This is a genomic window from Stenotrophomonas maltophilia (genome assembly GCF_006974125.1).
GTDB classification, from domain to species: Bacteria; Pseudomonadota; Gammaproteobacteria; order Xanthomonadales; family Xanthomonadaceae; genus Stenotrophomonas; species Stenotrophomonas maltophilia_O.
The window spans coordinates 3,204,685-3,223,148 of record NZ_CP037858.1; the positions used below are offsets into that span (position 1 = coordinate 3,204,685).

Annotated in this window: 18 protein-coding genes; 7 read left to right on the plus strand and 11 right to left on the minus strand. The window is 67.9% G+C overall.

The annotated features are described in order from the left end of the window. Positions 1–25 precede the first annotated feature (25 nt). From EZ304_RS14670 to hda, 3 genes are read left to right on the plus strand one after another with little or no spacing between them, the layout of a single operon-like run. On the plus strand, positions 26–1,165 hold the full coding sequence (locus tag EZ304_RS14670) for a DUF2066 domain-containing protein (RefSeq protein WP_142807428.1): 1,140 nt from the start codon (positions 26–28) through the stop codon (positions 1,163–1,165). Next, entirely contained in the window at positions 1,162–2,331 is a 1,170-nt protein-coding gene (locus EZ304_RS14675) for an AI-2E family transporter (protein WP_142807429.1), read from the plus strand. The genes EZ304_RS14670 and EZ304_RS14675 overlap by 4 nt, the downstream gene beginning before the upstream one ends. Next, on the plus strand, positions 2,331–3,038 hold the full coding sequence (gene hda, locus EZ304_RS14680; RefSeq protein WP_099553089.1) for a DnaA regulatory inactivator Hda: 708 nt from the start codon (positions 2,331–2,333) through the stop codon (positions 3,036–3,038). The genes EZ304_RS14675 and hda overlap by 1 nt, the downstream gene beginning before the upstream one ends. A 487-nt stretch (positions 3,039–3,525) precedes the next feature. Here the strand turns inward: hda and murU are convergent, their stop codons facing one another. From murU to EZ304_RS14700, 4 genes are all read right to left on the minus strand, one after another. Continuing rightward, positions 3,526–4,236, minus strand: a complete 711-nt coding sequence (murU, locus tag EZ304_RS14685) for an N-acetylmuramate alpha-1-phosphate uridylyltransferase MurU (RefSeq protein ID WP_142807430.1) — start codon at positions 4,234–4,236, stop codon at positions 3,526–3,528. After that, complete coding sequence (locus EZ304_RS14690; RefSeq protein ID WP_142807431.1) at positions 4,233–5,258, minus strand: aminoglycoside phosphotransferase family protein; 1,026 nt, start codon at positions 5,256–5,258, stop codon at positions 4,233–4,235. The genes murU and EZ304_RS14690 overlap by 4 nt, the downstream gene beginning before the upstream one ends. A gap of 62 nt (positions 5,259–5,320) precedes the next feature. Continuing rightward, the gene (locus EZ304_RS14695) at positions 5,321–5,590 is read right to left on the minus strand and encodes a GlsB/YeaQ/YmgE family stress response membrane protein (protein WP_005415577.1); all 270 of its coding nucleotides are present in this window, start codon (positions 5,588–5,590) and stop codon (positions 5,321–5,323) included. A gap of 69 nt (positions 5,591–5,659) precedes the next feature. Further along, the gene (locus tag EZ304_RS14700; protein WP_099553086.1) at positions 5,660–7,153 is read right to left on the minus strand and encodes a M20 family metallopeptidase; all 1,494 of its coding nucleotides are present in this window, start codon (positions 7,151–7,153) and stop codon (positions 5,660–5,662) included. Positions 7,154–7,353: 200 nt separating this feature from the next. Here EZ304_RS14700 and EZ304_RS14705 point away from each other — a divergent pair, with 200 nt between their 5' ends. From EZ304_RS14705 to EZ304_RS14720, 4 genes are all read left to right on the plus strand, one after another. Further along, on the plus strand, positions 7,354–7,680 hold the full coding sequence (locus EZ304_RS14705; protein ID WP_239503787.1) for a ComEA family DNA-binding protein: 327 nt from the start codon (positions 7,354–7,356) through the stop codon (positions 7,678–7,680). Between the two features lie 353 nt (positions 7,681–8,033). Further along, positions 8,034–9,113: a L,D-transpeptidase gene (locus tag EZ304_RS14710; protein ID WP_142807432.1), complete on the plus strand. Its 1,080-nt coding sequence runs from the start codon at positions 8,034–8,036 to the stop codon at positions 9,111–9,113. Positions 9,114–9,130: 17 nt separating this feature from the next. Next, a complete protein-coding gene (locus EZ304_RS14715; protein ID WP_010483599.1) occupies positions 9,131–9,856 on the plus strand; it encodes a murein L,D-transpeptidase catalytic domain family protein in 726 nt (241 codons plus the stop codon). Positions 9,857–9,890: 34 nt separating this feature from the next. Next, complete coding sequence (locus tag EZ304_RS14720; RefSeq protein ID WP_099553083.1) at positions 9,891–10,496, plus strand: HutD/Ves family protein; 606 nt, start codon at positions 9,891–9,893, stop codon at positions 10,494–10,496. An 84-nt stretch (positions 10,497–10,580) separates the two neighbouring features. Here the strand turns inward: EZ304_RS14720 and EZ304_RS14725 are convergent, their stop codons facing one another. The 7 genes from EZ304_RS14725 to EZ304_RS14755 form a co-directional block, all read right to left on the minus strand. Next, entirely contained in the window at positions 10,581–12,185 is a 1,605-nt protein-coding gene (locus EZ304_RS14725; protein ID WP_142807433.1) for a sulfite reductase subunit alpha, read from the minus strand. Beyond that, positions 12,182–13,153 (minus strand): FAD:protein FMN transferase, encoded by a 972-nt coding sequence (locus EZ304_RS14730; RefSeq protein WP_142807434.1) that lies wholly within the window; start codon positions 13,151–13,153, stop codon positions 12,182–12,184. Before EZ304_RS14730 ends, EZ304_RS14725 begins: the two co-directional genes overlap by 4 nt. A gap of 55 nt (positions 13,154–13,208) precedes the next feature. Next, complete coding sequence (locus tag EZ304_RS14735; protein WP_099553081.1) at positions 13,209–14,012, minus strand: DUF4198 domain-containing protein; 804 nt, start codon at positions 14,010–14,012, stop codon at positions 13,209–13,211. Positions 14,013–14,087: 75 nt separating this feature from the next. Continuing rightward, entirely contained in the window at positions 14,088–14,606 is a 519-nt protein-coding gene (locus tag EZ304_RS14740; protein WP_004147429.1) for a DUF2271 domain-containing protein, read from the minus strand. Positions 14,607–14,632: 26 nt separating this feature from the next. Beyond that, positions 14,633–15,271: a PepSY-associated TM helix domain-containing protein gene (locus EZ304_RS14745; RefSeq protein WP_142807435.1), complete on the minus strand. Its 639-nt coding sequence runs from the start codon at positions 15,269–15,271 to the stop codon at positions 14,633–14,635. A gap of 219 nt (positions 15,272–15,490) precedes the next feature. Then, positions 15,491–17,911, minus strand: coding sequence for a TonB-dependent receptor domain-containing protein (locus EZ304_RS14750; protein WP_142807436.1), 2,421 nt, complete (start codon positions 17,909–17,911; stop codon positions 15,491–15,493). Between the two features lie 145 nt (positions 17,912–18,056). After that, on the minus strand, positions 18,057–18,398 hold the full coding sequence (locus EZ304_RS14755; protein WP_099529805.1) for a hypothetical protein: 342 nt from the start codon (positions 18,396–18,398) through the stop codon (positions 18,057–18,059). Positions 18,399–18,464 lie beyond the last annotated feature (66 nt).

Here is an 18,464-nt window from a genome sequence, read left to right on the forward strand (position 1 = left end):
CAATTCCCCCGGATACGTCGAGCCAATGGATGTCCTGATGCGCCGCAGCCTGATTCTGACCCTGCTCCTTGCGCTGAGCCTGCCGGTGGCCACGATGGCCCAGAGCGGCCTTCGCACCGAGGGTGATGTCGCCACCGCCAGTGGCGCGTACGAGGCCGAAGTGCCCGTCAACAGCCAAGCCGAGGCCGATCGCAACGGCGCCCTGGCCCGCGCGCTGAGCGTGGTACTGGGCAAGCTGTCCGGCGACCGCAGCGTGATGTCCCGCCCCGGCGTGGTGCAGGCGCTGCGCAACGCCAAGGACTACGTGGCCAGCTACGACTACAAGCAGGACCAGAGCGTGAGCGCCAACGGTGCCCCCAGCTTCCGTACTCTGCTGGTGGCCCGCTTCCGCGAGGACGACGTTGATTCGCTGGTGTCGGCGCTGGGCCTGCCACTGTGGCCGCAGCCGCGACCGAAGCCGGTGCTGTGGCTGGCCGTCGACGATGGCAGCGGCCCGCGCCTGGTCAGCGTGCAGCAGGCCAACGCCGCCCGCCCGCTGCTGAACCGCGCCATCGAGCGTGGCTACAAGCTGGGCCTGCCCAGTGGTGGTGCCGCCGAACAGGCGCTGGCGGGTGCGATCTGGCGCCAGGACAGTGCCGCCGTGGCCCGTGCCTCCTCGCGCTACTCGCCGCCGATGCAGCTGATCGGCAAGCTGTACCGCGCCAATGGCGGCTGGCAGGCGGACTGGGTGTTCGTCGACAACGGCCGTGAACTGAACAAGTGGACCAGCAAGGACGCCAACGCCATGCGCGCGATGGCCGCCGGTGCCGACGGCGCCGCCGATGCGCTGGTCAAGCGCTATGCCAAGGCGGGCGCTGCCGTCGGCCAGGCCGGGACCTACCGTGTGGTGGTCACCGGCATCAACAGCGCCGATGACTACCTGCGCCTGGCTGCCGGCCTGCGCGAAGTGCCGGTGGTACGCAGCGTCACCCCGCTGCACGCCTCGGCAAGCCAGCTGGAACTGAGCCTGGAGATGACCACCGGGCTGGCCGGCTTCAACCGCATGCTGGGCGACAACGGCGTGCTGGTGCCGAGCGCGCCGCTGCCGGCCCTGCCCACGCCGATCGATGACACCACCGGTACCCCGGTGGCCGCCCCGGTCAGCAACGAGTACCGCCTGCGATGACCCTGACCCCTGAAGCGGAAATCGCGCAGTTCCTGCGCCGCCTGAAGTACATCCTGTTCGCCGGCCTGATCGGCTGGGTGGTGTGGCTTCTGGCGCCGATCCTGACCCCGTTCGTGCTGGCGCTGGCGCTGGCCTGGCTGGGTGACCCGCTGGTGGACCGCATCGAGGCCACCGGCCGCTCGCGCATGACCGGCGTGGTGCTGGTGTTCGCGGCGATGGTACTGGTGATCGTGGCGCTGCTGCTGGTGCTGGTGCCGATGATCGAGCGCCAGATCACCACCCTGATCGCGGTCGCGCCGCAGGCACAGGCGTGGCTGATGGAGAAGGGGATTCCCTGGTTCGAGCAGAAGACCGGCCTGGAAGTGATGCAGTGGCTGGACCCGGACCGCCTGATCGAATGGGTGCGCAGCCACTGGCAGCAGGCCGGCGGCTTCGCCACCACGTTCATGGGCTACGTCTCGCGCTCGGGCTTCGCGATGGTGACGTGGGTGGTCAACATCCTGCTGCTGCCGATCCTGGCGTTCTACTTCCTGCGTGACTGGGACAAGCTGGTTGAGCGGGTGGCGTCGGTGATTCCGCGCAACCAGATCGGCACCATCAGCGCGCTGGCGCGTGAATCCAACGAGGTGCTGGGCGCGTTCATCCGCGGCCAGTTCCTGGTGATGCTGGCGCTGGGCGTGATCTATGCCGGCGGCCTGTCGCTGGTCGGCCTGAAGCTGGGCCTGCTGATCGGACTGATTGCCGGCCTGATCAGCTTCATTCCCTACCTGGGCGCGACCACCGGCATCCTGATGGCGGTGGTGGCCGCACTGGTGCAGGCGCAGGGCTTCGACCTGAAGCTGCTGATCCTGGTCGGCGTGGTGTTTACCGTGGGCCAGCTGCTGGAGAGCTACGTGCTGACCCCGCGCATCGTCGGCGACAAGATCGGCCTGCACCCGGTGGCGGTGATCTTCGCGGTGATGGCCGGTGGCCAGCTGTTCGGCTTCCTCGGCATGCTGCTGGCGCTGCCGGTGGCCGCGGTGACCAACGTGCTGCTGCGCTATGCGCACCAGCGCTACCGCCAGAGCGAGCTGTACGTGGGCGAGAAGCCGGCGATCGTGCTTGATGGCGTGGTCGATGCCCCCCATATCATCATTCCGAACGACAAGGGCCCCGACCTGAAGTGATGGGTGTGCCGCAACTGCCGCTGGCCCTGCATTACCCGCGGGACCAGCGCCTGGAGACCTTCATCGGCGCGCCGGATGGCGCGCTGGCGCAGCTGCGCGCGATCGCGGTGGGTGCCAGCCACGATTGGGTCTACCTGGAAGGTGCGGCGGGCACCGGCAAGACCCACCAGGCGCTGGCGATGTGCTCCAGCGCCGAGCAGGCCGGGCGGCTGCCGACCTATGTGCCGCTGGCCAGTGCGGCCGGCCGCGTGCGTGCGGCGCTGGATGGGCTGGAGGCGCGCGAACTGGTGGCGCTGGACGGCCTGGACGAGGTTGCCGGCAACCGCGAGGACGAGATCGCGCTGTTCGATTTCCACAACCGTGCGCGCGCGGCGGGCGTGACTGTGCTGTACACGGCGCAGAAGGCGCCGGAAGCGCTGGGCCTGGTGCTGCCGGACCTGCGTTCGCGGCTGGGCCAGTGCGTGCGCGTGCTGCTGCAGCCGCTGGATGAGGAAGGGCGAGCAGCGGTGCTGCGTGAGCGTGCGCTGCGCCGTGGGCTGGCGATCGACGAGGCGTCCATCGAGTGGCTGCTGTCGCACACCGGTCGCGAGCTGGGTGGGTTGATCACGCTGCTGGACTGGCTGGACCGCGAGTCGCTGGCGGCGAAGCGGCGGATCACCGTGCCGTTCCTGCGCCAGGTGCTGGAAGAAGGCCGGCCGCGTTACTGAGGGATGTTGTTCGGCAGGGCTGCGCCCTGCACCCGCAGAAGCCGAAGCAACGTCAACGTCAAAAGCGGGCTATCCGTGGGATGGCGGGGCGCTGTGGGTTTGCGGGGACGCCGTGAACCCGTCCATGGGAGCTTGGTCGCCGCATCCATGCGGCTCACACCCCGCAAACCCACAGCGCCCCGCCTTCGACAGGTTCCCGCGATCTGCCGGGACTGCGTACTGCACTGCTGACTACTGTTGGTGGGTGTCGACCTTGGTCGACACCAGAGCAAGCGCAGCGAAGCAACCCGCTTTTGCTTTTCTTTCTTTCTTCCGTGGCTGGACGCCCACGGAAACTGTCAGAGGCCGGGCGGGGTGGGCCATGCAGGGGCGTTGGCGCCATGGATGGCGCCATCGAGCTTACAGGGACGTACTTGCAGCGTCCCCTGCATGGCCCACCCGCCCGGCCAAGCACGCGATCCGCTCTACGCTTCCAGCCACGAGGGGCTCAGCCGTTCGCCGCCAACTCAACATCCAGCGCACGCAGGCGATCCACGGTGCCGACATCGGTCCAGCGCCCACGATGGTGCTGCCCCGTCATCAACCCCTGCGCCATGAAATGCTTCTGCAGCGGCACCACCGAGAACTTCGGCGGCATCCGCTCGCTGCCCGGTGCCTCGCCGATCACTGCGCGCCAGTCGGCCACGATCGAAGGACGATACACGCCGATGCCGGCATAGGTCAGGCACGGTCCTTCGCGATCGTGGTGCAGCAACCCCTGCGCATCAAGGCGGTAGTCACCGTCCGGGTGCTGCGCGGGATTGTCGACCAGCACCAGATGCGCCTGGCCCTGTGGTTCGCGTGGCAGCGTGGCGAAATCGAAGTCGCTCCAGATGTCGCCGTTCACGACCAGGAACGGGGCGTCGCCCAGCACCGGCAGTGCATTGAGGATGCCGCCGCCGGTTTCCAGCGGGGTCTGCCCTTCGTACATGAAATGCAGGCGCAGGCCCCATTGGCTGCCATCGCCCAGCGTCGCCGGGAACTGCTCGGCCAGCCATGCGGTGTTGACCACCACCTCGCGCACGCCGAGTGCGGCCAGGCGTTCCAGGTGCCAGACGATCAGCGGCTTGCCAGCTACTTCCAGCAGCGGCTTGGGCGTGTGCAGGGTCAGCGGGCGCATGCGCTCGCCGAGGCCGGCGGCAAAGACCAGCGCCTTCATCGGGCCACGCGCATCGGTGCGGCCAGGTCGGCCAGCGCCGGCTTGATGCGGTTGTCCAGCAGCTGCTGCAGTGGTGCCAGTTCGCGGTAGCGCGGCAGCACTTCATCCAGATAGGTGATGAAGCGCGGCGCGTCGTCGAGGTAATGGCCCTTGTTGTCGCGGTAGCGCAGGCGGCAGAACAGGCCAAGGATCTTTACGTGGCGCTGGATGCCCATCCAGTCGGCATCGCGCAGGAAGGTGGCGCGGTCGGGCACCGGCAGGCCGGCCTCGCGCGCACGCTCGTGGTACTGCGCCAGCCATTCGTCCACACGCTGCAGCGGCCAGCTCAGGAAGGCGTCCTTGAACAGGCTTACCGCGTCGTAGGCGATCGGGCCGCGCACCAGGTCCTGGAAATCCAGTACCGCCGGGCCGTCGTCGACTGGCATCAGGTTGCGCGGCATGTAGTCGCGGTGGGTCATCAGCTGGGCCTGGCCCAGCGCGTTGTCCATCAGGCGGCGATGCACCAGCTGCAGGCCTTCGATCTCGCCGCAGTCCAGCTCCAGGTTCAGGTGCCGCTGCAGGAACCATTCGTCGAACAGGCCGGCATCACGCTGCAGCAGCGCTTCGCCGAACTGGCCGAAGTCGGCCGGCACCGGAATCGCCTGCAGGCGCAGCAGTTGTTCGATCGAGCGGCCGAACCATTCATCGGCGTTGCGCTCATCGAGGATCTTCGCCAGGGTCGGGCCACCGAGATCTTCCAGCAGCAGGAAGCCGGCCTCCAGGTCCTGCGCGAGCAGCATGGGCACGCGCAGGCCGTTGTCGTGCAGCAGGCCGCGCATGCGCAGCCACGGCCGCGGATCTTCCAGCCCCGGCGGGGCGTCCATCACGATGTGGCTGCCGCGCGTGCTGGTGGTGCGCCAGTAGCTGCGCATGCCGGCATCGACCGAAGCGCGCTCGACCACCGCGTTGGCATCATCGAGCTGGGTACGGGCCCACCGCAGGCGCTGCGCGCTGCGCTGGGGATCGGAGGCGGGTTCGGTCATGCAGGCATATCCGGGCGCGCCGGGCGCGCCAACGTCGGGAACAGGAAAGGAAGGGGACGGGGTCAGCGGCGGCCGCTGAACAGGCGCAGGACGGCCAGCACGGCCACCGCGCCCACCACCGCACCGAGGAAACCGGCCGGTTCACCGGGGGCGTACCAGCCCATGTACTGGCCGAACCAGCCGGCCAGCAGCGCGCCAAGGATGCCCAGCACGATGGTCAGCAGGCAGCCCATGCGGTTGTTGCCGGGCATGAAGAAGCGCCCGAGCAGGCCGACGAAGAAGCCCACCAGCAGGATGTACAGCCAGCTGCTGCTGCCGAACAGACCATTCATGCGCGCGGATTCCGCTTGAGTGTGGACGCAGCCTAGCAAGGCCAGGCTGCGTCCGTCACGGGTGCCGGATCAGCAGCAGCCGTGGTCGCCGTGGCGGGTGCCGCTGTCGGCGGCCACCGGCGAACCGCTGGTCTCGCCGCGCAGGCTGGCGGCGTAGTGCTCGCTGATCACCTTGGATACGCAGGCGGTGACCTTCTTGCCCATCGGGATGTGCAGGAACTCGTTCGGGCCATGCGCGTTGGAGTGCGGGCCGAGCACGCCGGTGATCATGAACTGCGCACCCGGGAACTTCTCGCCCAGCATGCCCATGAACGGGATCGAGCCGCCTTCGCCCATGTACATCGCCGGCTTGCCGAAGAAGGCCTGGCTGGCGTCGTCGATGGCCTGGGTCAGCCACGGCGCCATGGCCGGGGCGTTCCAGCCGGTGGACGCCTTTTCAAGGTCCAGGGTGACCTGCGCGCCGTTCGGCGGGTCGCGCAGCAGCGCTTCCTTCAGCAGTTCGCCGCAGGTCTTGCCATCGGCGGTTGGCGGCAGGCGCAGCGACAGCTTCACCGAGGTCTGCGGGCGCAGCACGTTGCCGGCCGATTCCAGCGGCGGCATGCCGCCGACGCCGGTGACCGACAGCGCCGGGCGCCAGGTGCGGTTGAGCACCAGCTCGGTCAGGTCCTCGTTCATCGGGCGCAGGCCGTCGACCATCGGGAACTTCTCGAAGATCTCGGTATCGACCACTTCGGCGGCGCGCTTGGCCTGTTCCTGGCGCTCGGCCGGGATCTCGACGTTCATGCCGTCGATCAGGATGCGGCCGGTGTCCTGGTCCTCGATGCGCGAAAGGATCTGGCGCAGCAGGCGGAAGCTGGACGGGATCACGCCGGAGGCATCGCCGGAATGCACGCCTTCGTTGAGCACCTTCACGGTGAAATTGCCGCCGGTCAGGCCGCGCAGCGAGGTGGTGCACCACAGCTGGTCGTAGTTGGCGCAGCCCGAATCCAGGCAGACTACCAGCGATGGCTTGCCGATACGGTCGGCCAGGTGGTCGACGTAGGCCGGCAGGTCGTAGCTGCCCGATTCTTCACAGGCTTCGATCAGCACCACGCAGCGCGCGTGCGGCAGGCCCTGGGCCTGCAGCGCCAGCACGGCGGCCAGCGAGCCGAAGATGGCGTAGCCGTCGTCCGCACCGCCGCGGCCATACAGCTTGTCGCCGCGCAGGACCGGGGTCCACGGGCCGAGGTCGTCGTCCCAACCGGTCATTTCCGGCTGCTTGTCCAGGTGGCCGTAGAGCAGGATGGTGTCGTCGCCGGTTTCGGCGCCGGTGGCCGGAATTTCCAGGAAGATCAGCGGGGTGCGGCCTTCCAGGCGCACCACCTCGACCTTCAGGCCGGGCAGCTGCTGGGCCTTGGCCCAGTTCTCCATCAAGGTGACCGCCTGTTCCATGTAGCCGTTCTGCACCCAATTGGCGTCGAACATCGGCGACTTGTTGGGAATGCGGATGTAGTCGACCAACTGCGGGACGATCTCGCTGTCCCACTTGTCATTGACGAATTGGCCGAGCTTGGCGCTGTCCATCTGAAACTCCGGTTGCATGGGCTGTGATCGCGCCATTCTACGCCTGTGCTGGGGTAGGGTTTTTCCTACATCACGTCGGGTATTTGGCTGGCTTACGGAAATCCGGGAAACCGATAGGCTGTGCACATGTGGTGACGGACACTGTTCCTACCGACGGGATTGCCGGTCGGGACGGCCAGAATCACAAGGAGATACACGTCGTGCCTTGGTTTGTCGTGTTGAGGGTGCTGGTACTGGTAATGGGGATCGCTGGGGCGCATGCCGCCGAACCGATCGACATCAACCGCGCTGATGCCCAGGCGCTGCAGCAGGGATTGACGATGGTCGGAGCCGCCAAGGCCGAGGCAATTGTCGAGCACCGGCGCAGACACGGCCCGTTTCATCGCGTCGAGGACCTGACGCAGGTGAAGGGAATAGGGAATGCAATCGTCGAACGGAATCGACAGCGGATCACCGTAGGCAACAGGCTGTTGCCGGCGGATCCGGTACCCGGATCGGTACCGGTGCGAACCGTACCCAGGCGCTGACAGCAGGAATCGTCGGAACTGGCAGGAGGCTGGTTCACCGGACACGGGCAGGACGCCTGTGACCACCGACCGCCGCAGGATGCGGCACCAATCACCAGGATGGTGGCATCACAGACCTGTGGAAGGGGCTGAGATACAAACAGGACAGACGCGGCCGCGTGCAGGACGCAACGCTACCCCCACAGCGCAGGATGCGAGGGGGCGGCAGCAGGCCGACAGGGACGTAACGATTGCCCGGTACGACACATGGCTGTGTCGCCGGGCAGTTTCATTTGCGGCGCCCGGTTTTTGCCGCGGCCACCACGGGTCGATGGTGTACGGTGGCTGCTCCGCATGGAAAGGACACCCGCTGGATGTTTCCGCATCGCCCCACGACCCTGATGCTCGCCCTTGCACTGGCCCTGCCGCTGCTGGCCCATGCCGCTGCGCCGACACCGGTTGCCAAGCCCGCCGCTGCCGCCAGCACGGCCGACGTGCGCGGGCCGACTGACCTCAAGCCGGGCGAATACCTGTGGCATCCGGAAATCTCGCCGAGCGGCCCGATCGTGCTGGTGGTCAGCCTCGATGAGCAGCGCGCCTACGTGTACCGCAACGGCATTGCCATCGGCCTGACCACGATCAGCTCGGGCAAGGCCGGGCACGAAACACCGACTGGTGTGTTCACCATCCTGCAGAAGGACAAGGACCACAAGTCCAACCTCTACAACAGTGCGCCGATGCCCTACATGCAGCGGCTGACCTGGGACGGCATCGCCCTGCATGGCGGCAGCCTGCCCGGGCATCCGGCCTCGCACGGCTGCGTGCGCCTGCCGCAGGCCTTCGCGCAGAAGCTGTTCAGTGAAACCCAGCGCGGCGATACCGTGGTCGTGGCCGATGCCAAGAGCTCGCCGATGACCCTGGCCTATCCGTCGGTGCTGGCGCCGGTCAACGCGCGCGGGCAGGCGCTGCCGGAAACCGAGGGTGTGGCCACCCAGGGCTGGTGGAATGACAGCGCGGCGCCGGCCGGGCAGGTCGGCATCCTGGTCAGCCTGCACGACCAGCGCCTGTACGTGCTGCGCGATGGCGTGATGATCGGCGAGTCGCCGTTGAAGGCCGATGCACTGCCGGCCTTCCAGGGCACGACCCTGTTCGTGATGGGGCAGGGCTACAGCGACACCCCCAGCCCGCTGGACGCGAACCAGCGCCTGCACCAGTGGACGGCCTATCCGCTGCTGGGCCAGGACCGTGCCCAGGCCACCCCGGACCTGCTGGCCACGCCCTCGCTGCCGATGGCGTTGCCGGCCGATTTCGCCCGTCAGCTGTACCAGGTGCTGGTGCCGGGCACCACCCTGCTGGTGACCTCGCTGCCGGCGGTCCGCCCAAGCCCGGCTGAATCCGGAATGCAGCCGGTCTTGGAATCCGAGCCGCCAGGGTCCACCTTCAAGGGCAACTGAGTCCCCTCGTTGTGCCCATGACTGCATCCCGCCTGTGCCGGCTGGCCGCGTTCGGCCTGCTGGCGACCTCGGCCAGCGCCCCGGCGCTGGCACAGACGCCCGCCCTCGCCACCTCTGCCGATGATCTGGCTGCCCTGCTGTCGCGCAGCGCACCCAAGGCCGACCGCCACGTGCTGCAACTGGCGGCGCATGCCATGCGCTGCGCACTGCAGCGGCCGGAGCTGGGCATCAATGGTGATCGCCTCAGCGTGATCGACTATTCGCGGCCGTCCACCGAGCCGCGCCTGTGGGTGTTCGACCTGGCCCACCAGCGCCTGCTGTTCGAGGAATGGGTGGCGCATGGCCGCAACAGTGGCGAGAACCGCACCGAGCACTTCTCCAACCGCGATGGCAGCTTCATGTCCAGTCTTGGCGCGTTCACCGCGCAGGAGACCTACATGGGGGGCAATGGATATTCGCTGCGCCTGGCCGGGCTGGAACCGGGCTTCAACGACCGCGCGCGTGACCGAGCAATCGTCATCCACGGCGCGCCGTACGTGAATCCGGCCACCGCACAGCTGCAGGGGCGGCTGGGGCGCAGCCTGGGCTGTCCGGCGGTGCGGCTGTCGGTAGCCAAGCCGCTGATCGATGCGTTGCGTGGTGGCACGATGGTGTTTGCTTACTACCCCGACCAGGATTGGCTGAAGCACTCGCAGCTGCTGGCCGGCGGGTGCGGTGGCCAGGGCACGCTCGCCACGCGGTGATGCACGACGGCGCGCGACATGATGCAATGCGCCGATGAACATCGACTCCCTGCTGCACACTCCGAGCCAGGTGATCTCCAGCCTGGACTACCGCCGCGAACGGTGGCGCAACGGCCTGGGCTGGACCCGCGAGATCCTGCGCCTGCCGGTGCAGGGCGATGACTGGGCGCTGCGCCTGTCGGTGGCCGAGATCGAGCAGGACGCGGCGTTCTCCGCCTTCCCTGGTGTGGAGCGCGAGCTGGTGCTGCTGCAGGGCAATGGCGTGCGCCTGCGCTTCGACGATGACCGCGTGGCCGACGTGTTGCCACCGCATGGACGGGTGCGCTTTGCGGGTGAGGAAACACTGCACGGTGAACTGGTGGACGGCATCACCCACGACTTCAACCTGATGTGGAAGCGCGAACTGCTGCAGGCCGAACTGCTGCACCGGCCATTGGTGGGGTCGATGTTCTTCTTCTGCGAACCGGGTGTGGCCTGGGCGCTGCACCTGTTGGCCGGGCACGCCGAATTTGGTGAGGACAGTGGATTGCCGGCCATGCAGGCCGGCGATACCGCGTGGTTGGCAGCCGGTGAACGTCAGCGGCACGCGTTGCAGGGCGGTGGCGAGCTGTTGGCGATCCGGGTCAGTGCGGCGGGGTGATGATTCGTTGGCGCCGGCGGGCACGGCCAGCCGAGCATGGCTCGGCTCTACAGTAGATCCACGCCATGCGTGGATGCGGCCACCTCAATACACATCGCGCCGGTAACGACCGGCCAACAGCAACGCTTCCTTGCCGTCCGCTCCCAGCACCTGCTCGATCACCGCATCCACCGCCGGGGCCATGCCCTGCAGGCTGCCGCAGACCAGGATCGCCGCGCCTTCATCCACCCACTGCCGCAGCGTTGCCGCTTCGGCCAGCAGCCGGTCCTGCACGTAACGGTGCACGCCGCCATCACGGCTGAACACTGCATCCAACCGCGCCAGCGAGCCGTCGGCCAGCATCGCCTGCAGTTCTTCACCGAAGTGGAAGTCGTGCGCAGCGGTGCGCTCACCGAACAGCAGCCAGGTACGGCGTGCGCCACGCTGGGCACGTTCGTGCAGGTGCGCGCGCAGGCCGGCGATGCCGGTGCCGTTGCCGATCAACAGCAGCGGCACGTGGGCGGCGACGCCATGGAAGTTGTCGTTGCGACGCAGCCGCAGCTGCACCGGCTCGCCGATGACCGCGTGGTCGCACAGCCAGCCGCTGCCGATGCCGGGTGTACCGTCCGCGCGCAGCTGGCGACGCAGCAGCAGTTCCACCGCGCCACCGGCCATCACCGAGGCGATCGAGTATTCGCGATGCGGCAGCGGCTGCAGGGTCGCCAGCAATGCGGGCAGATCACCCGGGGGAACCAATGAGGGCAGGTGCGAGCGCGCGACGCGTGCCAGCAACGTCTGCCCGTCATCCAGCACGATGTCCGCATCGAAGCGTTGTGCGTCCAGCCAGGCACGTACGGTGTGCGATGCATGCTGCGGGCCGATCTCGGCGATGTCGCCGGCCTGCCACTGCGCATCTGCATCGGCCGGTGGCTGCAGGCGTATCCAGTACACCGGGCCGCCGGGGCTGCCCGGGTTCAGATGCGTGCGCTGCAGCAGCGTCCACGGCTGGTACTCGGCCGGACTCCAGTCGGGCAGTTCGCTGGCGTTACCGCCGAGTTGTCCCAGCAACTGCTGCCAGTGACGCAGCGCGGCCGGATCGGCGTTGTCGACGTCGATCGCATCGAACAGAGGGTGCGCGCCGTGCTGGCGCAGCCATTGGTCGAGCTGGTGGCCGAATCCGCAGAAGTGGCCATAGCTGCGGTCGCCCAGCGCGAGCACGCCGTAGCGCAGGTGCTGCAGCGAGGGCGGCGTGGCCATCACCCCGCGCAGGAAGGGCAGGGCGTGGTCGGGCGGATCACCTTCGCCGGTGGTGCTGGCGATGAACAGCGCGCGCTGGCTGTCGGCCAGCAGCGCCGCGTCCACCTCATGCAGGCCACGCACGCGCACCGGCACGCCGGCACCACGCAATGCCTCGGCACTGCGTTCGGCCAGTTCGCGGGCAAAGCCGGTCTGGCTGGACCAGACCAGCAGGATCGGGGGCGTGTCACCGGTTGCAGCATCGTCGCGCGGTCGCCCACGCCACCACAGTGCGGCGCAGGCCAGCGCATACAGCGCGGTGGCGATGATGGCGATCTGCGATTGCCGTTCCGGGGGCGCGCCCTGCCACCAGGCTTCGCCGAGATGCAGTCGCAGCAGCGCCCAGGCGATCAGCGCCAGCAGGATCAGTACAAGCGCGTTGCCGAGCAGCGCGCGCGACGGTCGTGTACTCATGAGTCCTGCTCGTCGAGCAGGCGCTGGAAGGCGCTGCTGAGGAATTCCCGCGGGCCTTCTGCGGCGCGTTGCAGGTAGCGCGCGGCCAGTCCTTCGCGTTCGGCCAGCGCCATGCCCTGTTCGCGACCGAGTACGGTCAGTGCGGTGGCCCAGGCATCGGCGTGCATGGCGTCGTCGGCCACCACCGTGACCGCCGCTGCAACCTGCCGCACCGGTCTGCCCGAACGCGGGTCCAGGCTGTGGCTGTAGGCCTCGCCATCGGCCTGGTACTGGTGCCAGCGATCACCGGAGGTGGCCACCGCCTTGCCGTCCAGCGCCAGCACCCGCGGTGGTGTTTCGGTGTGCGCGTCTTCTTCCGGCGCCGATTCCACCAGTACGCGCCATGGCTGGCCGTCCGGCTTGCGACCATAGCCAGCCAGTTCGCCACCGACCTCGATCAGTGCAGCAGCAATGCCTTGCCCACGCAACCAGGCGGCCACGTGATCGACGCCGAAGCCCTTGGCGATCGCAGAAAGATCCAGTTCCAGTCCACCCGGTTGCAGCAGCGCATCGTCCTGCCACTGCAGGCGCTGCCAACCGCAGCGATCGCACGTGGCCTGCAGGGTAGCGTCGTCGGGCTGGCGGCGTTCACCGGCATGTGCACCGAAGCCCCACAGTGCAACCAGCGGGCCGATGGTGGGATCGAAGGCACCGTCACTGGCGGCAGCGATGGCCAGTGCGCAGGCCAGAACGTGGCGCGTCTCGGCCGGCAGCACGCACCATTGGCCGGCGTTGGTGCGGTTGTAGCGGCTTAGATCCGAGCCGGGCTCCCACGTGCTCATCTGCGCGACCACATCATCCAGCCGCGCCTGGATGCCGGCGTGCAGCGGGTGCAGGTCGCGCTGGCGCGGCGCAACCAGCGACACGCTCCAGGTGGTGCCCATGGTGGTGCCGCCGAGTCGGGCGATGTCGAGCAGGGAATCGGTCATGGTGAGGCGTTGCGGCGGCGATGCCGGGGCCTGCCCGGCATCGCGGTCCACGTCATTACTGCGGCAGCACTTCCAGCGTGGCCACGTAGCTCAGGCGGCGCTTCGCGGCCTGCTTCACCGAGGTCTTGTTGTCCTCGGTGCCGGTTTCCAGCCAGTACATGCCGGCTTCCGGCCAGGTCACCTTGATCTCGCCCTTGGCATCGCTGGTCAGCTTCAGTTCGTCCTGCGCGTTGCGGTAGCGGGTGGCGCCACGCACGATCTCGAATTCGAGTCCGGCGGTTGGCTTGCCGTCAACCAGTACGCGGAAGGTGGCTTCCTCGCCGGCGAACAGGTCGTTCGGGTGGCCGACGGCGACCAGCTCGATGCCACGGTTGGTCGGCTTCAGCGCGGTGTCGTTCGGCGCGCCGTTGGTGACGAAGGTCTCCACGCGACCGACCGATTGGCTCACTTCCAGCTTCTTCGCATCCTTCGGCAGTTCACCAAAGGTGGCGACGCTGCCGCGCCAGCGTTTGCGCTCGCCGTTCTGTTCGTAGGTGGCGAACAGGCCGTCGTTGACCGAGGCGATGCGGTAGGTGCCCGCCTGCTTCAGTTCGATGTCGAACACGCTGCGGTACTTGCCGGTCGACGCGTTCTGCGGCTGCACGGTGCTGCCGTCCGGCGCGGTGATCACCAGCGATTCCAGGCGCAGCGGCACGTGGTTGAAGTAGAACAGGTCGTTGGAGACCGCACCGTCGACGGTGATCCACGGCGCGTTGCCGGCGATCACGGTCTGCGAGGGCAGCAGCCAGGCCTTGTGGGCCAGGGCGGAGAAGGGAAGGGCAGCGGCCAGGGCGGCGGCGAGGACGAGCGTGCGCTTCATGCGGAAGACTCCAGTGGATGCGGGGTGATGCGACAAGAGCGAGGGGATTAGGACTTAATCCCCTCCGTCCCCTTTTCAGGGTTTGACGGCGAGGGTGACCTGGCCCAGTTCGGTGGCGCCCTGCGCCTTGCCGTTCTGCGCGGCGGTGGCTGGCCAGGTGAAGGGGATCTTCAGCAGTTCGCGGCCGCCGACTTCGCGCACCGCTTCCACTACCAGGGTGTAGTTGCCCGGGGCCAGCTGCTTCAGTGCCGGCTGCTTGTCGTTGAACGACAGCGCGTGCTTGCCGGCCGGGCGGGTCGGGCCGGTCACGCCGTCCACCGGCACCTGCAGGGTGCGGCCGCTCTTGCGCCACCACTGGCGCAGGTCGGGCAGCCACTTGGTGCCATGGCCTTCGCTGTTGCTGGTCTGCTGGTACCAGACCGAGAGGTTGGCCGCGACCTTCTGGTCGGCGCCTTCCAGCCACACGGCCACATACGGGCGGTGGTATTCGGCGACGTTGAGCTTGGGCACTTCGACGTTGATGTCGAGGGTGGTGGCATAGGCTGGCGAGGTGGCCAGCAGGCCGCTGAGGGCGATGGTCAGGGTGACGCGCATGGGGCGGCTCCGGAAACGGGGAAAAGTCAGTGGATCAGCAGCAGGGCGATCAGCAGCGGGATCATCAGGCCGAGGCCGACCAGCGGCCAGGTCATGCGCCGCTGCCGTGCATGGAGGTGCAGCAGGAACAGGCCGGTGATGCAGAACACCAGGCAGGCCACGGCGAACAGGTCCAGGAACCAGCCCCACGCCGGGCCGGCATTGCGGCCCTTGTGCAGGTCGTTGAGGTAGGACACCGCGCCGCGCGAGGTTGATTCGTACTCCACCGCGCCGGTCTCGCGATCGATGCTCAACCACGCGTCGCCACCCGGTCGTGGCAGCGACAGGTAGATCTCCTCGGCCGACCACTCGGCCGGGCGGCCGCCGATGGCGATGCCCAGCTGCGTATCCAGCCATTGCCGGGCGGGGCGCGGGATCGGCGCATTGCCGTTTTCGCGCGTGCCGAGCTGGCCAAGCAGATCGGCTGGCAGTTCCAGGTGCTGGTTCTGCACCTGTGGCTTGGCCTCGATCTTCGCGGCATGGTTGAGGGTCAGGCCGGTCACCGCGAACAGCAGCATGCCGATCAGGCACACCGCCGAGCTGATCCAGTGCCACTGGTGCAGCGTCCGCAGCCAGAAGCCACGGCTTTGTTGCTGCTGCACGGCGGAAGAGGCAGGACGGCTCACGGCACGGTTCGAGGCGGACGGGGACTGCCCATTACATCATTGGTGAGAATAGCTCGCAATTGCGTGTCGTTCTGTATCCCGGAGGGGCCCTTGCTGGTTTCCGCCAGCGGCCGGCACTACCGCTACCGCGGATCGTGGATGAAGCGGTGCCGACCAAGGTCGGCACCCACCGGAGCAGGGCAATGCCGGTCAGTGGCCGGCACTGCCGGTGCGCGGCGGTCAGAACTTCGCGTTCAACGAAATCCAGTAGCTGCGGCGCTGGTCCTTGGTCGCGTAATCGTCCACGCAGTTGAACTCGCTCTGGCTGATCAGCAGGCACGACTGCGAGACGAAGTTCTTGTCGAACAGGTTGTTGACCCGCGCATTGACCGTCAGCCATGGCGTGGCCTTCCAGCTGCCACCCAGGTGGAAGATGGTGTAGTCCTCGTAGTAGCGGGTCTGGCTGGCGCCGTTGGCGTCCAGCAGCGTGTCGCGGTAGCGGTCGTAGCGGCCCTCGCCGATCAGCGACAGGCTGATGGCCTCGTTGAGCTGCCAGTTCAGGCTGGCATTGGCCATGTGCTTGGCCGGGGTGGTGCCGGTGATCGGCAGCCCCTTCTGCGGGCCGCTGGTCTGCTCGCTCCTGGTCCAGGTGTAGTTGCCGCGCAGCTGCAGGGTGTCGAGCAGGTCGACGTGGCCGGCCAGTTCGGCACCACGGGTTTCGGCCTTGTCGATGTTCACGCTCTGGGTGAAGGTGCTGTAGCCCAGCGCCGCCCAGCCCGGGCCGATGTCCACGCAGTAGCCGCTGCCGGCCGGTGCCACTTCGCAGTTCGGGAAGGTGCCGCCGCTGGCGATCTTGTCCTCGAACTTATTGATGAAGCCGGTGACGTTGAAGCCCCAGCGCTGGCCTTCGTAGTAGGCGGCCAGCTCGTAGTTGGTGCTGGTTTCCGGCTTCAGGTTCGGCGAGCCCACCAGCGGCAGCACGCCCTGGCCACCAAAGCCGGTGATGCCCGGGAACAGCTGGTCCGGACGCGGGGTCTTGTAGCCGGTGCTGACGCCACCCTTGAAGGTCCACGCATCGCTGGCATTCCACACCAGGTAGCCGCGCGGGCTGAGATGGCTGCCGAAGATGTTGTGGTCGTCGTAGCGCAGGCCGAAGGTGGCAGTCAGAGTGTCGGTCAGCGCCCAGTTGTCCTCGGCGAACAGCGCCCACATGCGATGCTTCTGCCTGGTGTTGCTGCGGTAGCCGGCGCCGTCCATGCCGAACACGCCGTCGATCATGTCGGTGTCGTTGTACTGGCCGCCGACAGTGAGCTTGTGCGCGCCGAAGTCCAGATCCAGCATCGTGTCGAGCACGTAGCCTTCCAGTTCCATGGTGCGCAGCGGACGCGGCAGGAAGGCCTGCAGGCGCGCCATTTCACTGGGGTTGAGTGCGGTCAGCGCATTGCCACGGCCGGCCGCGCAGTTGCTGGCGGCACCGGTACGACGGCACACGTCGTTCCACAACGTCTGCAGGTTGGCGCGCTCGTCAAGGGTCAACGGCAGCGATCGGCCGAGGTTGCTGCTCTTGCTGTGGGTCAGCGAGGTCTGCCAGGTGCCGAAGCTGTAACGGCCCTGGTGGGTCAGCGACAGCTGGTCGCGCTCGTAGCGCTGGTAGGCGGTGTAGCCCACGCGCGGCTGCACCACGCGGCGGGTGACCGTGCCGTTGCCGTTCGGGTTGGGAATGACTGCGTTACCCACGCGCCACAGGCTGGCCAGGCTGTCCAGGGTGCCGGTCTGGCCTTGGCTGTTGTCGTACTTCTGCCGCGAGACGTCGTAGTCCAGCCACAGCTCGTGGTCATCGTTGACGCGGAAGTCCAGGCGCACGCCGGTATTCCAGTTGGTGTTGGCCACCGACTTGCCGCCGCCACCGAAGCCGATGCTGCGCTCCCAAAGCGTGCCGTCGGGAAGGGTCAGTGCATCCCATTCCGGATTCGATGCCTTGGCATCGTAGTAGCTGCCGCGCACCGCCAGGCTGAGGCGGTCCTTCAGCAGCGGGCCGCTGAGGTACAGGTCGGTGGTGCGTGCATCGCCGAACTGGTCGTCCTGCTGCACGGTGAAGCCCTGGGTGAGCGCGCCATGCCAGCTGTCCTGGTTGCGACGGGTGATGATGTTGATCACGCCGCCCATCGCGTCCGAGCCGTACAGCGTTGACATCGGGCCGCGCACCACTTCGATGCGCTCGATCGCATCCAGCGGCGGCAGGTAGGCGAACTGGCCGCCGCCGAAGTTGTTCGGGTACAGCTGGCCGACATTGCTCTGGCGGCGGCCGTCGATCAGCACCAGGGTGTATTCGGAGGGCAGGCCGCGCATGGAGATGGTGGCGCGGCCGTTCTTGTCGGTGGCCTCCAGGCCGACGTCGATGCCTTCCACGTCGCGCAGCGCATCGACCAGGTTGGTGTAGGGGCGCTTGCTCAGTTCCTCGCGGCTGACCACGCTGATGCTGGCCGGTGCATCGACCACCTTCTGTTCGAAGCCGGAGGCGGTGACCACCACCTTGTCCAGCGTCTGCGGGGCGCCGGCGACCTCTCCATGCGCGAAAGCAGGGGCCGCCATCGTCGCCAGCACGGCGCTGGTCAGCAGGGGGCGGGACAGGGACGAACGGACACGATGGCGCTGGGCCATGGCAGTTACCTCGAAAGATGCAGGGAGGTGCGATGCCGGGCGCGAAGGGCGCGGCATGCGTGGGAAGCCCGGTCAGGGGCGGCAGGGATGAAGCAGGCAGCGGCGTGCGGGCGCGACCGCGCAGGCGGTCACGTCGGGCCGTTGATCAGGCGAGCGGCGGCGCCTGGCCGCGTTGCTGGCGACGCCCGGGCGCGTCGGCCCAGGGCGTGTCCGGAGCGGCCAGTGGCCAGTCCGTGCGCACGCCAGGCATGGCCGGCGTGGCGGGTACGAGTTCAAGTTCGGTACGCAGCCACTGGCTGGCCAGCAGCAGCGGCGAACGGGCCTTCTCGGCCGCTTTCACCGGGGTGGAGGCACAGCGGCGCAGCTTGGCCGGTGCTTCTTCCTGCAATGGGCCTTCGCCGCCGCGTTCTTCCAGCGGTACCTGCACGGTCGCCGCTGTCGCCGGATGCGGCAGCAGCGGCAGGGTGCCCAGCAGCAACGCCAGCATCGCCACCCACGCCAGCAGGCTGGCCAGCGCGGGACGCTGGCCGCGCGCTATGAATGAGAATCGGCG

Coding starts and splice junctions, on each gene's coding strand:
- EZ304_RS14670 (WP_142807428.1), top strand. CDS start 26: ATGGATGTCCTGATGCGCCGCAGCCTGATTCTGACCCTGCTCCTTGCG.
- EZ304_RS14675 (WP_142807429.1), top strand. CDS start 1,162: ATGACCCTGACCCCTGAAGCGGAAATCGCGCAGTTCCTGCGCCGCCTG.
- hda (WP_099553089.1), top strand. CDS start 2,331: ATGGGTGTGCCGCAACTGCCGCTGGCCCTGCATTACCCGCGGGACCAG.
- murU (WP_142807430.1), bottom strand. CDS start 4,236: ATGAAGGCGCTGGTCTTTGCCGCCGGCCTCGGCGAGCGCATGCGCCCG.
- EZ304_RS14690 (WP_142807431.1), bottom strand. CDS start 5,258: ATGACCGAACCCGCCTCCGATCCCCAGCGCAGCGCGCAGCGCCTGCGG.
- EZ304_RS14695 (WP_005415577.1), bottom strand. CDS start 5,590: ATGAATGGTCTGTTCGGCAGCAGCAGCTGGCTGTACATCCTGCTGGTG.
- EZ304_RS14700 (WP_099553086.1), bottom strand. CDS start 7,153: ATGGACAGCGCCAAGCTCGGCCAATTCGTCAATGACAAGTGGGACAGC.
- EZ304_RS14710 (WP_142807432.1), top strand. CDS start 8,034: ATGTTTCCGCATCGCCCCACGACCCTGATGCTCGCCCTTGCACTGGCC.
- EZ304_RS14715 (WP_010483599.1), top strand. CDS start 9,131: ATGACTGCATCCCGCCTGTGCCGGCTGGCCGCGTTCGGCCTGCTGGCG.
- EZ304_RS14720 (WP_099553083.1), top strand. CDS start 9,891: ATGAACATCGACTCCCTGCTGCACACTCCGAGCCAGGTGATCTCCAGC.
- EZ304_RS14725 (WP_142807433.1), bottom strand. CDS start 12,185: ATGAGTACACGACCGTCGCGCGCGCTGCTCGGCAACGCGCTTGTACTG.
- EZ304_RS14730 (WP_142807434.1), bottom strand. CDS start 13,153: ATGACCGATTCCCTGCTCGACATCGCCCGACTCGGCGGCACCACCATG.
- EZ304_RS14735 (WP_099553081.1), bottom strand. CDS start 14,012: ATGAAGCGCACGCTCGTCCTCGCCGCCGCCCTGGCCGCTGCCCTTCCC.
- EZ304_RS14740 (WP_004147429.1), bottom strand. CDS start 14,606: ATGCGCGTCACCCTGACCATCGCCCTCAGCGGCCTGCTGGCCACCTCG.
- EZ304_RS14750 (WP_142807436.1), bottom strand. CDS start 17,911: ATGGCCCAGCGCCATCGTGTCCGTTCGTCCCTGTCCCGCCCCCTGCTG.
- EZ304_RS14755 (WP_099529805.1), bottom strand. CDS start 18,398: ATGCTGGCGTTGCTGCTGGGCACCCTGCCGCTGCTGCCGCATCCGGCG.